The sequence below is a fragment of the Luteibacter yeojuensis genome, assembly GCF_011742875.1.
Lineage (GTDB): Bacteria > Pseudomonadota > Gammaproteobacteria > Xanthomonadales > Rhodanobacteraceae > Luteibacter > Luteibacter yeojuensis.
In genome coordinates this window covers 2,708,275-2,723,531 of record NZ_JAAQTL010000001.1, presented here as the reverse complement: position 1 = coordinate 2,723,531, position 15,257 = coordinate 2,708,275, and the positions used below count along the sequence as shown (strand labels likewise).

The window sequence follows — 15,257 nt, the reverse complement described above, 5'->3', positions numbered from 1 at the left end:
GTCAGGGAATGCGCCGGGGCCAGCCCGCGGCGAAGGCGACGACTCCCGCCACCGCGACCGCCACGGCCGGCCACATCGCGTGCGGCGCCAGTGTCCCCAGCAAGGCGGCGGAAATGAGCAGGGTCGAGCCGAGCAGGCCGCACGCGACCAGCCGGCGCATCCGGCGGGCATCTTCGCGCATCAGTGAGAGCGCTACGGGGTCCGCCACCTGCACCTGCTGTCCGCTCGCCACCTGGCGAAGGGCGTCGCGCACCAGTTCCGGGACGCGCGGCGCGGTATGGATCCACTCGGGCAGGCGGCGGCGCACGTCGCGCAGGGTCGCCCGCACGCTGTAGCGTTCACGCAGGATGCGCCGCAGCACCGGATGCGCGACGGCCCAGATGTCGATCTCCGGATCGAGCATCCGGCCGACGCCCTCGATGTTCAGCAGCGTCTTCTGCAAGAGGATCAGTTGCGGCTGCAGCGTCAACTCGAAGCGGCGCGCGGTCTGGAACAGCTTCACGACCAGCTCGGCGATGGAAATCTGCGCGAGCGGCCGGGTGAAGTACGGCTCGCACACCGTGCGCACGGCGGCTTCGAGTTCGTCCAGGCGGATCGTCGACGGCATCCACCCCGCGGCCACGTGCAGCTGCGCGATACGCGCGTAATCGCGCTCGAACAGGGCGATGAAGTTCTCGGCCAGCCAGTACTGGTCGGCTTCCGGCAAGGACCCCATGATGCCGAAATCGAGTGCGATGAAACGCGGCTCGTCGAGGCGCGAGGTGTCGACCCAGATGTTGCCGGGATGCGCGTCGGCATGGAAGAAGTTGTCGCGGAACACCTGTTCGTAAAAGAGCCTGACGCCTTTCTCCGCCAGACGCTTGCGGTCGAGGCCGGCGGCGTCGATCGCCGCGATGTCGTCGGCACTCACGCCGCGCACGCGCTCCAGGGTCAGCACACGCTCGGTGCTGTAGTCCCAGTGCACCTCGGGCACGTAGAGGTCGATGCCGCTGGCGAAGTTGCGCCGGAGCAGGCTGGCGCTGGCACCTTCGCGCTGCAGGTCGAGTTCGTTGGAAAGCATCTTCTCGACCTCGGCCACGACATCGAGCGGCCGGATCTTGTCCGCGTTCGGGTGCCAGCGCTGGGCGAGCTGGCCGAGCGCGTGCAGGAGGTCGACATCCCGCGCGATGCGTTTGTCGATGCCTGGACGCAGCACCTTGACCACGACGTCGCGACCGTCGTGCAGCGTCGCGGCGTGCACCTGGGCGATGGAGGCGGAGGCTAGCGCGGCCTCGTCGAAGGAAGCGTACAGCGTGCCGATCGGCGCGCGCAGTTCGCGCTCCACGATGGCCCGCGCCTCGCCGCCAGGGAAGGCGGGCACCTGGTCCTGGAGCAGCGCCAGTTCGTCGGCCACGTCGGCGGGGACGAGGTCGCGGCGCGTCGACAGCACCTGGCCGGCCTTGACGAAGATGGGGCCGAGTTCGGTGAGCGCGAGGCGCAGGCGGGCGCCCCGCGGCAAGGTGCGCACGTCGGCCGACGCCGACGGGAACAGTGGACGGACGAGCTTCAGGGGGCGGAACAGGTGCGCCCCGTCCACGAGTTCGTCGAGCTGGTATTTGAGCAGTACGGCGGCGACGCGCAGCAGGCGTGGCGCAAGGCGCAGCGGCGTCATGCGCCACGCTCCTTCAGCATGCGCTCGAGACGGCCGAGCCGGGCCTCCGCGCGCTCCGTGCGTTCGCGTACCGCGTCGACGCCGTCGAGGAAGTCGTCCATCTCGCCGGGGGCCACCGCCACGCGTCCTTCGTCGCGCAGCCAGTCCGCCGTGTCCTCGGTGAGGTGCGCGAACGATTCCTTCGCGTGGGCGAGCGCGTCGCGCAGGGCCTTCGCGAGCGGTACGCCGATGACGTCGCCGAAGGTCTTCGCGAACGCTTCCTCCACGTCCGGGGCATACTGGCGCGCGAGCTTTTCGAGACGGCGCGCCAGTTCCGCATCGCCGGCGATCTCCACCTTGCCGGGGGCGATACCGTCGTCGTCGCGGCGCAGGGCCATGGCGAGCAGGCTGCCGGGCGACGCGTTCACGCGGAGGCTGCCGCCTTCCTCGGGAGGGCCGACGCGAAGCCGGCCCTTCGCCACCGAGATGCGCACGGCGAGAGCCGGGCCGTCAAGGAAGACCTGGATACTCCGGCCGTCGAGGGCGTCGAGGCGCGCGCGCGTATCCGGATCGAGGTCCACGGCGCGGTTGAGCGCGGCTTCCATCGCGCGTCCGGCGAGGACGCGCAGGGGACGAGGCAGGAAACGGTTGGGGCCGGCGTCGGCCGCGGGGCGATCGGGGGTCATGCCCCGGATTGTAACTCGGGCGGTCGGGACCGATGAATGTATTTAGGGGAGGCGCCCGGCAAGGTGAAACAGGGATGCGGATGCCCCATACACCGTGACGTTATCGCGACAATCCCTGCTGCTGGCTGAGCTGAATCGCCTGCGCAATCTCCTGCGCGATCTGCATCCGGTGCGCATCGACCTGCTGGATCTCCTGGATCGACTGTTCGGGCAGGGGCGGTGGGGTGGTCAGATCGACGACGGCCGGCGTCGCCAGCCAATCCGTGCCACGGAAGTTGGCGGTCATGCTGGGCTCGTCCAGATAAACCGTATCCAGGGTTTCGGCCGTAATGCGGTGCGCATGACAGGCCGCCGTGAACTGGAGCAGGCGATCCGGCGAGGCTTCGGGGATGTGTTCGTGCAAGGCGTTGTACAGCGCATGCTTTTCGGGGCCGAGCTGTCGCGGGTCGTACTCGTCCGGGGCCGCATGGTGGCGATGGGGCATCGGCGGCGAGATGCCGATCGGATCGCGCGTGACCTCGGTTCCCCGATCATGTGCCGTCGCGGGCTGGGCTGGCTGCGCCGACGGGTGCACGGCATAGGGTTCGCGCACCGCTTCGTACCGAGTCGTCCGGTGCTCATCGAATGTCCCCATCGCCGCGGACCACTCGTCGGCGCTGCGTGCCATCGACTGACCCATCGAGGCGGCGACGGAGACCTCGCTGCGCCGCTCCGGCCAACCGTGCGGGGTCTCCACGGCAGCCAGGGTATTCCCGTCCGGGCTCAGATCTACGCGGTCGATCTGACGCAGACCTCCGGCGCGCGCGGCGACGACCAGGGCGGCGCTCAGATTGTCGCTGCCCTGGTCGGGCTGTCGCCCGAAGCGCTGGTCGAGCGCATGGACGTGGGACTGTGCGGCGAGGAACATCCCATGATCGGGATGGCTGGGATCGTCGAGGCGAATGACAGGCACCACCGCGGGCGGCGAGACGGCCTGCGCGTGCGCCATGGTGGGCGCGCCGGGGAGGTGTGGCAGGTCACGGGGCGGCTGCGGAGCGACGCGCTGCCAGTCGAAGCGGGCGGCCAGTGCCACGTCCACGGGATCGGCATCGCGGCAGATATCGACGATTTTACAGTTCGCCAGTTCATCGTGGAGGTTGCGCTCGCCATCGGTGTCCATGCGCAGGCCGAAAGCCGCGGTCGCCCCGCCAGCCTGGAAGATGGTGAACTGCGCCGGATCGTTCGGCACCTTGCGCGGCGCGAACTGGAACCGGTCGGTCAACGTATTGAGGTAATCGGCCATGCCGTTGAAAGCCAGGCTTTCCAATCCGGACTCCCGGTTGCCGCCGCCGATATTGGAATGCCCGCCGGGCAGCGTGGCACTGAGGAAGCGGCCATCCTCGGACCATTCGGGATCGAGGATGGTCTGGTGCGGAAACAGCTCGCGCTGTTCGTCGCGGGCCAGTTGCGAGAAGCCCGACAGCACGGATTTAGGCAGGCGCGCGTCGTAGTTCTTCGGCAGGTTCGTGCCGACCGGATCGAACAAGCCCACGGCCTGGGCGACCTCGCCGGGAGCGACGAGCGTGCGCGATGACCTCACACTGATGTTGCCATGAGCATCGCGACCGAAGGTCAGCCCTTTGGGATCAACGATGCCGTACTGGTCGATCAAGCGTGCCAGACCAGGCACGAGGACGGCGCCGCGGCTGTAGCCGACACCGACGACGCGGATGCGTGCATACGGGTCTTGTTCCACCCATTCCGAGGTCTTGCGCGCAAGATCCCAGTACACCTGCTCGATCTTATCGTCCCAGGTGTAGGGAAAGGCCCCGTCAATCAGACGGGTAATTGGGTTCTTCTGCGTGCCAATGCCTTCAGCGTAGCCGAGGCCAAATCGGTTGCTCGTGTTCGTTGCCAGTTCACGCGCCTGACTTCTAAAGTGACCGATATTCGTCAGTGACTGCTTTGGATCCTCGGCACTCTGTCCGGTGCCGTCAAAGAGGGCGAGAAACAGATACTCATTCGCCTGATTGCTTCGTTGAAGTACTGGTGCTCGCTGCTTTGCCTGCTCCTTGCGCATCCTTTCGTAAGCATCCAGGTCGCTCGCAGTGGCCGGTCGCGTGGCGCCGCCTGAAAGAAGTTGTCCCATGGATCATGTTCCTTATGTTCAGTACTGGTAGGTTCTGGCGAGGACTAGTTCATCGCGGCGATCACTAAGCGGATTGTCCGGATCGCTCAAATGCTTGGTGGGAATAAATGCCCGCATATAGACGCGAATCGTTCGATCGTTGACCTCCAGGAGAATGAGGGGGTTGCCGCTCAACTTGCCATGGACAAGCTCGGCCACTTCCTCCCTCGGCACGTTGTGCCGGACCACGCGATCGCGAAAGATCGCACCAATGTCGATAAGAGCTTTGTGTTCGACGCCATCCATCGAACGCCAGGTGACTTCCGCAGGATCGGGGAAATTGCTGATACCGACGTGGCCGCCCATGATGTGATCGAGGTATTTCGGCCCGTACGTGGAAGAAGGTGGCGACGGCTTGTCATCGATCCACGGGGGGCCTGCGTACGAGACCTTGCACGCCAACGTGCTGTAGCAGAGCGGAATAAATGTGTGCTCCTTGAACTTCAGCGGCCATTTCGCCGGCTTGAGGTTGAGTTCCGCTCGCAGCCTGTCCTCATCGCTTTTCAGCGTCGGTGAGGCTGGTGAGCAGGCGGTAAGCGCCACGGCGGTCAACAACAACGCCATGACGGCGATTCCATGCGTCTTCATGGCTTATGCCACCACCTCTTGGCGTGTGCCTTCTGCCAACGCCGCCCTCATCGGCCCACTTTTCGACTTCTGGACAGCATAGGATGCCTGCACGACGTCAGGCTCCGGATCCCGCACGATGCATGCGGGTGGCATGTTTGCCCGCTGCTGGAGCACCTTGTCCTTGAAGAACCAGTTCTTCTGCGCGCGGATGGGCTTGCAACCTTCTAAAAAGATCAGCTCGTCGTCCGCCGGCAGTTCCTTGACCTCCTGCGGCAGGAGCAGGGCGCGGCGTTCTTCGACATAGCTGGTCGACACCTGGGTTCCGCCCTGGCCCCGGCTGGTGCTGCGTTGCTGCTTGAGCACCGTTCGGTAGCCCAGCATTTCGCTGTAGGTGTTGGCGTCGGCCTGTTCGCGCGGTGCGAAGACGATCTGCGCGCCGTGGTTGGTGATGAAGTTCTGCGCGTCGTTCTCGCCATAGGTACCGTTCAACTGCGCACGGCTCTGGATGATGCACAGGTCGCGCACACCGTAGCTGGCCGCGATCGATATACGCTTGGCCCATACATCCACCCGGCCCATGGCGGTGAATTCGTCCATAAGCATCAGCACCTGGTATTTCAGGCCGGGCTCCTCGACCAACTGCTTGTCCAGGTTGTTGCCGATGACCGTGCTGAAGAAGATGTTCAGCAGCTTGCTGCTTTCGTCCAGCTTATTCGTCGGGATATTGACGAAGAGCGTGGTCAGCCGCCGGCGCAGGCTCTTCACGTCGATATCCGTGGCATTTGTGGCGGCCGCGAGGATCGGGCTGAGGAACTGCTGGAGCGGTGCCTGCATGCAGGCGATGACCGACGAGAACGTCTGCTCGGCCAGGCCGGCGAGGTTGGCGAACACCGTGCGTGTCTGCACGCTCACGAAGGTCATGGAGGTGTCTTTCAGGACGGAATACAGCAACGCCTTCGTACCGCCCTGACGCTCGCCGCTGGACAGGCGCAAGATGCGTTCGAAGGAGGGAAACCTGTCGGAGGCGTTGCTGTTCGGTTTCGGGCCTTGTGCCGCTGCCAGATCGTGGTCCCACGCTTCGAACATGTATGAGGTAAACGCCGTGAACGCGGCACGGCTTTGCGACGACCAGAACGGATCCTGCCCCGGGGCGTCGGGATAGAGGATGGCCGCGATGGTCTGGATTTCGCCGATACGCTTGCCGGGGTCCATGCCATCCAGCACCGTCATCGGATTGAAGCGGTGGGTCTCGCCTTTCTCGTTATACGGCGCCCAGACCCGGATCAGATCGCCTTCTGCCTCACGATAGCCGCTGGTGGCTTCGTAGAGTTCGCCCTTGACGTCGAGCATCACCATGGATTGGGCGTACGTCAGCCCGGCCGGCTTGGCGACGCTCGCGGTCTTGCCCGAGCGGGTGGGGCTGATGTTGATGACGTGCTGCGCACCATTCAGCCAGAGTTCGTGGCCCTGGAACTTGCCGATGAGGATGCTCTCGTCCGTGCGCTTCAGCAGGCCGGCCTTCTCGATGTCGGCCAGTGTGGCGAAGCGGGCATCGCCGTGGGTCGATGCGTTGTCCGCGCTGGGTCCGAAAAGCGACTTCGCGAGCGGCCACATGACCGCGCACCAGGCAAGGAAGGACAGCCCACAACCCAGGCCGATGCCGAGCTTGATGCGCCACGCATACGGCTGGTACGGCGGTTCGTCGATGACTTGCATGTAGCGCCACGCGGTATGCCACTCCACCGGCGCGTCGATACCGAGCAACAGGTAAATCAGATAGCCGGAGCCATAGGCCGCGCCGGCGAGGGCGGCCGACGTTGCGATGACGGCGCCGACCGCCTTCCATGCGTGCATGAGGAACCTCCCGTGCGGATACGGGAGGATGCTAGCTACGTCAACGGCAGGTTGGCTTTGGAAGAAATCTGAAAAATCCGACGGACTTCTGACGCATCGGACGACAGCCAAGAAGAATCGGAAAAGTGCACGAAGCTAGAGACAAGGCGGATACGACGCGGTAGCCTGTCGTCGTTGCCTGCACTCGGAATCGTAATCGCTGCGCAGGCAACCATCGCTTCGTTGCGGTGAAGAGCGCGGGCCAAGGGTGCGACAACACCACGAGGCCCGCTAACGTCCAACCAACCACTACGTTGATTGACCGCTATGACCATTCTACGGCACTCCCCCGCCCACCGGTTCCCCACCGACGGCACCCTTACCGGTTACCGGGTCGTCTATCCCCCCGATAGAGCCGGTTGACGAACGGCAGGGCCGTTCGCCGCTTCCGATTTTTCTTAGCCGTGCCACCCGGCGCGTAGCTGTGTGGCCGGTCGAGTGGGCTGACGGAGCCTGCCATCCACTTTGTCACCGAAACGATCCGGCGCCCGGGCACGGGCTGCCGGTGAAACCTTGAGGCCGTTGGTTTCGTTTTGTTCCATCGCGGCACGTCGCTTTTTGGGGGGCGTGTCGCATCTGGGATGAAGGGCGGTTTTGTTGTGTTTTTGCGAGCACCCCTCGCCGCTGTAGCGGCTCCTACAGGGGCGTGTTGCATGGAGGAATGGGTATGTCTTTGTTGAAGCATGAAGGTTGTGTGGAAGGCGGCAGTTGTTTGCGGATCGATCCTGCGGCGTCGGCGCACGCGCTATGGAATGAGGGCACCGAGTTGCTGCGCTATGCGCGTGGGTTGACCGCGATGCTGGCCGACCTGATCCACGAGGCGGAAGCCGTGAACAGTCAGAAGATGGCGCATTCGCTGGAAGGCATCGATGTGCTGATGCAGCTTGGACTCGAATGCGCGGCGCAGGCGCATGCGTGTGTGGCGGTGGAACTCAGAGAGGCCATCACGTCTCCGGCGGACTAGCCGGGGCGGCTCGCTTAGTCGGCGGCGCCGTCGAAGCCGGCCTGCCGCCAGGCTTCGAACACTGCCACGGCCACCGCATTGGAAAGGTTGAGGCTGCGATTGCCCGGGCGCATGGGCAGGCGGATGCGCCGCGCTTCGGGAATGGCGTCGATCACCTCGTCGGGCAGGCCGGCGGTTTCGCAACCGAAGAGCAGCGCGTCGTTTTCTTCGAAGGCCACGTCGGTATGCAGGCGCCGGCCCCGGGTCGAGAAGGCGAAGACGCGTGTCGGTCCGATGGCGGCGAGGCAGGCGTCGAGGTCGTCGTGGACGGCGACGCGGGCGAACTCGTGGTAATCCAGTCCGGCGCGGCGCAGGCGGGTGTCGTCCAGCTCGAAGCCAAGCGGTCGCACGAGGTGCAAAGCCGCGCCGGTGTTGGCGCAAAGGCGGATGACGTTGCCCGTATTGGGCGGGATCTCAGGTCGGAACAGGATGACGTGGGGCATGCGCCCATTATGAGGCCGCGAAGGGGCAGACGACGCCGTCCGGCGGCAGGGTGCAGGCCGTGGCGGTGGTGCCGGTACTCGCGGCCCCCAGGTTGGCGAGCTGGATGGGTTCGCCGGTGTAGGTGAGCATGTTGCCCAGGATCAGCCCGCAGACGAGCAGCGAGGCGACCAGCAGGCTGCGCAGCATCAGGAGTTCGTGTTTCATGGGGTCGTTTCCTTGCATCGTGTTCATGCGGATCGGTCAGAACATCTGACCGAGGGTCAGGCCGCAGATCAGCATCGTGGTGATCAGCAGGCTGCGGAGCATCAGCATTTCGTATTTCATGGCGTTCTCCTCGTCGGTTGCCGGGTGGAAGGGACCACCGGCCTGGCATGACTAGTAAGGCAAACGCCGTGCCAGCTTTTAAGAGCGCGCAATCAACTGATTCGCATGAGGTTTGTCAGGTCGTCCCCGCGTGCCCCGCTGTCCGCGGACACTGACCGGGGTCTTCCGGACAGCGTCCGTGTCCGGGGCGGAAGACCGATTGCGCCCGACGGACGGCGCGGGCTAGCCTCAGGGGAGAGTCGAGGCCAAGAAGGCCCTGAGGAGTCGTACATGAAGAATCGCTACGCCCTGCTTGCCGCGGGGCTGATGTCCCTGGTCGGTGCCGCGTCCGCCACCGCCGCTTCGTCGGACGCCATTCCCGACATCGCTTACACCCGCTTCCAGCTGCCCAACGGGCTCACCGTGGTGGTGCACGAAGATCACAAGGCACCCGTGGTCGCCGTCAGCATCTGGTACCACGTCGGCTCGGCCGACGAACCGGCCGGCAAGACGGGCTTTGCCCATCTCTTCGAACACCTCATGTTCTCCGGCTCGGAGAACCACAAGGGCACTTACTTCCAGCCGTTCGAACTGGCCGGTGCCACCGACATGAACGGCACGACCTGGTTCGATCGCACGAATTACTTCGAGACCGTCCCCACGACGGCGCTCGACATGGCCCTGTGGATGGAATCGGACCGCATGGGCCACCTGCTGGGCGCCATCGGCCAGAAGGAACTCGATACGCAGCGCGGCGTGGTGCAGAACGAGAAGCGGCAGGACGAGAACCGTCCCTACGGCCGCGTGGACGAGAACATCCTGCTCAACACCTATCCCGCCGACCATCCCTACCACCACGACACCATCGGCTCGATGGCCGATCTCGACGCGGCGTCCCTTGCCGACGTGAAGAAGTGGTTCCACGACTATTACGGCGCCGCGAACACCACGCTCGTGCTTGCCGGCGACATCACGGTGGCCCAGGCGAAGGCCAAGGCCGAAAAATATTTCGGGGATATCCCCGCCGGCCCGCCGGTGCCGCGCCAGCAGCCGTGGATCACGCCGGTGCAGACGTCCACGCGCGGCACGCAGCACGACCAGGTCGCGCAGGTACGCATCGTGCGTACGTGGGTGGTGCCGCAGCAGGGCAGCGACGACGCCATCCAGCTCGACCTCGCCACCACCGTCCTCGGCGGCGGCAAGACCTCGCGCCTCTACCAGCGTCTCGTCTACCAGGACAAGCTCGCCGACGACGTGAGCGTGGCCATCGCGCCGTTCGCGCTGGCCAGCCAGGTGCAGCTCAGCGTCGACGTGAAGAAAGGCGTGGATCCGGCGAAGGTCGAAGCCGCCATCGCCGACGTCTGGAAGACCTTCCTCGCCAACGGCCCCACCGACGACGAACTGGCGCGTGCCAAGGTCGTCAACACGGCCGGCTTCATCCGGGGCCTGGAGAAGGTCGGCGGTTCGGGCAAGGCCGCGATCCTGGCCGCGGGGCAGGTGTACCGGAACGATCCCGGTGCGTACAAGAAGGACCTGGCCCGGGCCCAGGCCGCCACCGTGGCTTCGGTGCTGTCGGCCTCGAAGACCTGGCTCGCGAAGGGCGATTACACGCTGACCGTGCTTCCCGCCGGTCCGGGCTTCGATCCCGCCGCGGAGGACAAGGCGGTCGTGGGCCTCGGTCCTTCCGGGAAGAAGCCCGCGGCGGTGCTGCCCAACGCCGCCGACTACACGGTCGCCAAGCCGGACGTGGATCGCTCCAAGGGTGTGCCCCCGGTCAATAGCTTTCCCGACCTCGTCTTCCCGACCCTCCAGCGAGGCAAGCTCAAGAACGGCGTGGAGGTCGTGCTGGCCGAGCGTCATACCATTCCGGTGACCCAGATCCAGTTGCTCTTCGACGCGGGTTACGCCGCCGACCAGGGCCGCAAGCTGGGCACCGCCAGCTTCACCTCCACGCTGCTGGAGGAAAGCACCACGTCGCTGGACTCCGTCGAGGTGGCGCGGCGCAAGGAGCGTCTCGGCGCCTTCGTCGATTCGAACTGCTCGCTGGACACCTGCGCGGTCGGGCTCAACGCGCTCAATGCGGAACTGAAGCCTTCGCTGGCCCTGTTCGCCGACATCGTGCGCCATCCGGCCTTCAAGCCCGAGGACATCGAACGCATCCGCGGACAGTGGCTGGCCGGCATCGCGCAGGAGAAGACCGAGCCGACGGGCCTGGCGCTGCGCACGCTTCCGCCGCTGCTCTACGGCCGTCACCATGCCTACGGCATTCCGTTTACCGGCAGCGGCACCGAGGAAGCGATCGCCTCACTAAAGGCCGACGACCTGAAGGCGTTCCAGCGCGATTTCCTGCGCCCGGACAACGTGCGCATCCTGGTCGCGGGCGACACCACGCTGGCGAAGATCCTGCCTCAGCTGGACGCGGTGTTCGGCGACTGGACCCCGCCGGGCACGCCGGTGCCGAAGAAGAACGTCGGCAAGGTCGCCATCCAGGCGAAACCCCGCGTGTTCCTCATCAACCGCACCGACGCGCCGCAGTCGCTCATCCTCGCCGGCCTGATCGCGCCGTCGACGAAGGCGAAGAATGCCCTCGACCTCGGCATCGCCAACGGCGCCTTCGGCGGCACCTTCACCTCGCGCCTCAACATGAACCTGCGCGAGGAGAAGCGCTGGGCCTATGGCGCGGGCAGCCTGCTCTCCGATGCGCAGGGCCAGCGACCGATGCTGATCTACGCGCCGGTACAGACCGACAAGACGGCCGAATCCGCTGCGGAAATCCTCAAGGAGGCGAAGGCTGTCGTCGGTGCCAAGCCGCTGACCGACGACGAGATCGCGAAGATCCGCTCGCAACGCGTCCGCGCGCTGCCGGGCAGCTTCGAAACCACGGGCGCCGTGCTCGGAGCGATGACGGGCATCGTCGTATACGACCGGCCCGACGACTACGTGCAGACGCTGAAGTCGCGCATCGAAGGCGTCGATCGCAAGGCCGCGGAGGGAGCGTTGTCCGAGGTCATCCATCCGGACGCACTGACCTGGGTGATCGTGGGCGACCTGCGCAAGATCGAGGCGCCCATCCGGGCGTTGAACCTTGGCGAGGTGCACGTGGTCGATGCCGACGGCGATCCCGTCAAGCCGAAGCACGCCAGCCAGGTACCGACCCACGCCACGAAGTGAGCCGGGCGGAGGCGCGATCGAATAGATCGCGCCTCCACGTCCATCCGGCTAGCATAGCCAGTGACCGCTTTCCCGGAGCCACCCATGCGCAAGACCTTCCTCATCCTCGTTCCACTCGTCCTCTCAGGCTGCAGCTGGGGCATCAAGCTCGACGACGGCGCGCGCAACGTGCGTACCGCCTGGAACGGCGACGTCGGCAGCTGCCGCGAGCAGGGCAAGGTCACCGTCTCCGTCATGAGCCGCGTCGGCCCCGTGGATCGCAACGACCTGAAGGTTCGCGACGAACTGGAAGTCATGGCGCGCAACGAAGCCGCGAAGATGGGCGCCGACACGGTGAAGCCGTTGGGCGAACCCAGCGACGGCTCGCAGGAGTGGGGCGCCTACACCTGCGGAAACCGCGCAGTCGCCCCCGCGCGCGCCGGCAATCCGCCTCCGCCGCCGGCAAACACGACGCCGCAGGGCGGTTTCGAGACCGTTCCCCTCAAGAACTGAGTCCTTTCCCGACCCGTCGCGAGGCAGGACGCCGCTACGGTCGTCGCATGCAGGGCTTTTAACTTCCATGCTTCATCAGCATGGGAGTGGGTATGGGCATGTCCATCGGTGCCGGGCGTCTGGCGAAGGTCACGCTGTTCGTTTCGCTTGCCGGCGCCTGTGCAGGCGTCTCCCTGGCAGAGGGGGTCGCCTACCGGCGATTGCGTCTGCCCAATGGCCTTACCGTCCTCGTTCACGAAGATCACAAGGCGCCGATCGTTTCGGTGGGCGTCTGGTACGGCAGCGGGTCCGCCGACGATCCGGCCGGTCAATCGGGACTGGCGCACCTGTCCGAGCACCTCATGTTCCCGGGCTCGGAAAACCACCGCGCCCCGCACCTGGATGCGATCCTGGAAAGCGGCGGCACGATGGTCAACGCCACGACCGACGTCGACGAAACAGCCTATTACCAGACGGTGCCGACGGGTGCGCTCGACAAGGCCCTGTGGCTGGAATCCGACCGCATGGGCCATCTCCTTGGCGCGCTCGACGAGGCCCGGTTGCGGACCCAGCGCGACATCGTCCTCAACGAGCGTCGCGGGATGCTCGATCGGCCGCATGGCCGGTCCCAGGCCAGGCTCCTGCGGCATGTGTTTCCCGCCAACCATCCCTACCATCGCGACGGGTACGGTCTTCCCGGCGATCTGGAAAACGTGTCCCTCGACCGTGCGCGCACATGGTTCCGCGCGCATTACGGCGCTGCCAATGCCACGCTGGTCATGGCAGGCGACATCACCCCGGAGGTCGCCCGCGAGAAAGCCATGGCGTACTTCGCCGACATCGCGCCGGGTCCTGGCCGGGTTCGCCAGCAGCCATGGGTCGTGCCGTTCGCCGCGCCGTCGCGCGCGGTGATGCACGGCAAGGTCGCGCATACGCGAATAGTGAAGGCCTGGCCGGTACCCGGAACCGGGGCGGGTTCCGCGGCGCTGGTTCCGCTCCAGCTCGCCGCGACCCTCCTTGGAGGCACCCGGAGCTCGCGACTCCATCGCCGGCTGGTGACCAGGGACGGCCTTGCGTCCGGTGTCGAGGTGACGCTGTCCAGACGGGCGCTGGCGGGGATGTTCGTCGTCGCCGTCGATGTCGCGGAGCACGTCGATCCCGCCGTCGTCGAAGCCGCGCTCGACAGCGAGTTGGCGGCCTTCATCGCGGACGGGCCGGCCGGGGACGAACTCGCCCTGGCCCGGACACGCGAGGAGGTCGGCTTCCTCGCCTCCACGGAAACGATGTCCGGCATGGCGCGGGCGCTGGTCCAGGGCCAGTTGCGGCACGGCGATCCCGAGTCGGAATGGACATTCCGCGAGCGCATGAACGTCACCACTGCCGCCGACGTGCGAGAGGCCGCCGCGAGCTGGTTGGGCCGGCCTGGACACACGCTCCTGGTGAGGCCCGCACCGGACGGTTTCGACGCCGAGGCGGAAGACGCCTCCGACGCGGGGCGCGGTCCGGTCGGGGGACAGCCGCCCGCGCGAAGCGATGCCAGATCCGACTTCACCGTGACGCGAGGTTGGAGCGTCGATCGAACCCGTGTGCCCGCCGTAAGTGTCGCGATGCCGAAGCTGCCCGTTCCACCGCTGGAGCGCGCCCGCCTGGGGAATGGGACGGAACTCGTCCTGGCGAGACGCGCCGGCGGCGCGTTCACCCATGTGCTCTTTCAGTTCGACCGGGGCAGCGGGAGCGGGAACCCGGCGGACGCGGCGCGCTTCATGATGGCGATGCTCCGGCAAGGCACCCCCGACATCGGCGCATCGGAATTCGCGCGGCGGATCGACCGTTTGGGAGCCACCCTCGGCAGCGATTGCGATGCCGACACCTGCACGCTCGACCTCGCGGTGCCGCGCGGCCGACTGGCATCCGCCCTGGCAGTCATGGCCGACGCGACCCGGCGCGCGGCGTTTCGCTCCGCCGACGTCGAACGGATCCGGGCACAGCTCATGGCGTTCGCCGATGACCGGCAGGCGGATGCCTATGAGGTGGCCATGGCAACCCTGGCCCGGCTGCGCACCGATGAGGGGCGTCCTCCCGCATCGATCGAGACGATGGATGCGAACGATCTTCGCGCCATTCGCGACGCGATGCTTCGTCCCGACAACCTTCGCGTGATCGTGGTGGGCGATGTCTCGAGGGAAGCCGCACTCGCCACGCTGAACACTGCGCTCGGCGACTGGAGGGCTCCCGACACGCCGTTGCCGTCCCCGCCTGCGGAAGCGGCCTCCGTGGCGCCGGACGAGGTGGCCTATCTCGTGCATCGGCCGCACGCACGACAATCGCAGATCGCTCTCGGTCTCATCGCCCCGCCCGCGACGAACGGCGTGGCGCTGGAGCTGGCCAACATGGTTTTCGCCGGCGGGCCGGGGTCGCGGCTGGATACGAACCTGCGCGAGGCGAAAGGATGGACGTACGGTGTGCATTCCAGCCTGTCCAGGCAGCGTGGTCGGAGGCCGTTGACCATCGACATGCGGGTGCAGACGGATCGCACGGGCGCCGCCATCGCGGAGCTGCGTCGCGAGATCGCCGGTCTCGTCGAGGAGCGGTCGCCTCTTTCCGACATCGAGGTGGGCAGGCACGCGATCGGGCTCGCTCGCTCCCTGGCCGGTGCTCTCGAGCGGGGCGAGTCGGTCATGCACCAGATCGCCGGCGACGTGACGCTCGGCAGGCGCGACGACTTCCTGCGAACCCTCCCGGAGACGCTGAGCCAGACCACTACGCAGGATGCCGGCAAGGCCTTGAAGGATGTCTTGCAAACAAGCCGGAAGACGTGGGTGATCGTTGGCGACAGGACGCATATCGAAGGTCCGCTGCGGGCCCAGTTCCCAGGCCTGCGCCTCGTGGACGGCGATGGCCGCGTCATCGACTGACGGG

11 protein-coding genes are annotated in these 15,257 nt (G+C 66.3%); 4 read left to right on the top strand and 7 right to left on the bottom strand.

From position 1 onward, the window contains the following. Window position 1 precedes the first annotated feature (1 nt). From ubiB to HBF32_RS12350, 5 genes are all read right to left on the bottom strand, one after another. The gene (ubiB, locus tag HBF32_RS12370) at window positions 2–1,651 is read right to left on the bottom strand and encodes a ubiquinone biosynthesis regulatory protein kinase UbiB (RefSeq protein WP_166699909.1); all 1,650 of its coding nucleotides are present in this window, start codon (window positions 1,649–1,651) and stop codon (window positions 2–4) included. Next, window positions 1,648–2,316, bottom strand: coding sequence for a ubiquinone biosynthesis accessory factor UbiJ (locus HBF32_RS12365; RefSeq protein ID WP_166699908.1), 669 nt, complete (start codon window positions 2,314–2,316; stop codon window positions 1,648–1,650). Before HBF32_RS12365 ends, ubiB begins: the two co-directional genes overlap by 4 nt. A gap of 100 nt (window positions 2,317–2,416) precedes the next feature. Continuing rightward, entirely contained in the window at window positions 2,417–4,444 is a 2,028-nt protein-coding gene (locus HBF32_RS12360; RefSeq protein WP_166699907.1) for a T6SS phospholipase effector Tle1-like catalytic domain-containing protein, read from the bottom strand. Window positions 4,445–4,462: 18 nt separating this feature from the next. Further along, window positions 4,463–5,071, bottom strand: a complete 609-nt coding sequence (locus HBF32_RS12355; protein ID WP_166699906.1) for a hypothetical protein — start codon at window positions 5,069–5,071, stop codon at window positions 4,463–4,465. A gap of 3 nt (window positions 5,072–5,074) precedes the next feature. Further along, complete coding sequence (locus HBF32_RS12350) at window positions 5,075–6,907, bottom strand: type IV secretory system conjugative DNA transfer family protein (RefSeq protein ID WP_166699905.1); 1,833 nt, start codon at window positions 6,905–6,907, stop codon at window positions 5,075–5,077. A 706-nt stretch (window positions 6,908–7,613) separates the two neighbouring features. Between HBF32_RS12350 and HBF32_RS12345 the strand changes: the two genes are divergently transcribed. Continuing rightward, complete coding sequence (locus HBF32_RS12345) at window positions 7,614–7,910, top strand: hypothetical protein (protein ID WP_166699904.1); 297 nt, start codon at window positions 7,614–7,616, stop codon at window positions 7,908–7,910. A 14-nt stretch (window positions 7,911–7,924) separates the two neighbouring features. Here HBF32_RS12345 and HBF32_RS12340 read toward each other — a convergent pair whose 3' ends face one another. Both HBF32_RS12340 and HBF32_RS12335 read right to left on the bottom strand, forming a co-directional pair. Continuing rightward, complete coding sequence (locus HBF32_RS12340) at window positions 7,925–8,392, bottom strand: tRNA (cytidine(34)-2'-O)-methyltransferase (RefSeq protein WP_166699903.1); 468 nt, start codon at window positions 8,390–8,392, stop codon at window positions 7,925–7,927. 7 nt (window positions 8,393–8,399) lie between these two features. Next, window positions 8,400–8,597 carry a hypothetical protein gene (locus HBF32_RS12335; protein ID WP_166699902.1) on the bottom strand — a complete coding sequence of 66 codons (198 nt, stop codon included), beginning with the start codon at window positions 8,595–8,597 and terminating at the stop codon, window positions 8,400–8,402. 426 nt (window positions 8,598–9,023) lie between these two features. Between HBF32_RS12335 and HBF32_RS12330 the strand changes: the two genes are divergently transcribed. The 3 genes from HBF32_RS12330 (at window position 9,024) to HBF32_RS12320 (ending at window position 15,253) form a co-directional block, all read left to right on the top strand. Then, window positions 9,024–11,867, top strand: a complete 2,844-nt coding sequence (locus HBF32_RS12330; RefSeq protein ID WP_240147969.1) for a M16 family metallopeptidase — start codon at window positions 9,024–9,026, stop codon at window positions 11,865–11,867. Window positions 11,868–11,951: 84 nt separating this feature from the next. After that, the gene (locus tag HBF32_RS12325; RefSeq protein WP_166699900.1) at window positions 11,952–12,359 is read left to right on the top strand and encodes a DUF4156 domain-containing protein; all 408 of its coding nucleotides are present in this window, start codon (window positions 11,952–11,954) and stop codon (window positions 12,357–12,359) included. 92 nt (window positions 12,360–12,451) lie between these two features. Continuing rightward, on the top strand, window positions 12,452–15,253 hold the full coding sequence (locus HBF32_RS12320; RefSeq protein WP_166699899.1) for a M16 family metallopeptidase: 2,802 nt from the start codon (window positions 12,452–12,454) through the stop codon (window positions 15,251–15,253). The last annotated feature ends 4 nt before the right edge of the window (window positions 15,254–15,257 follow it).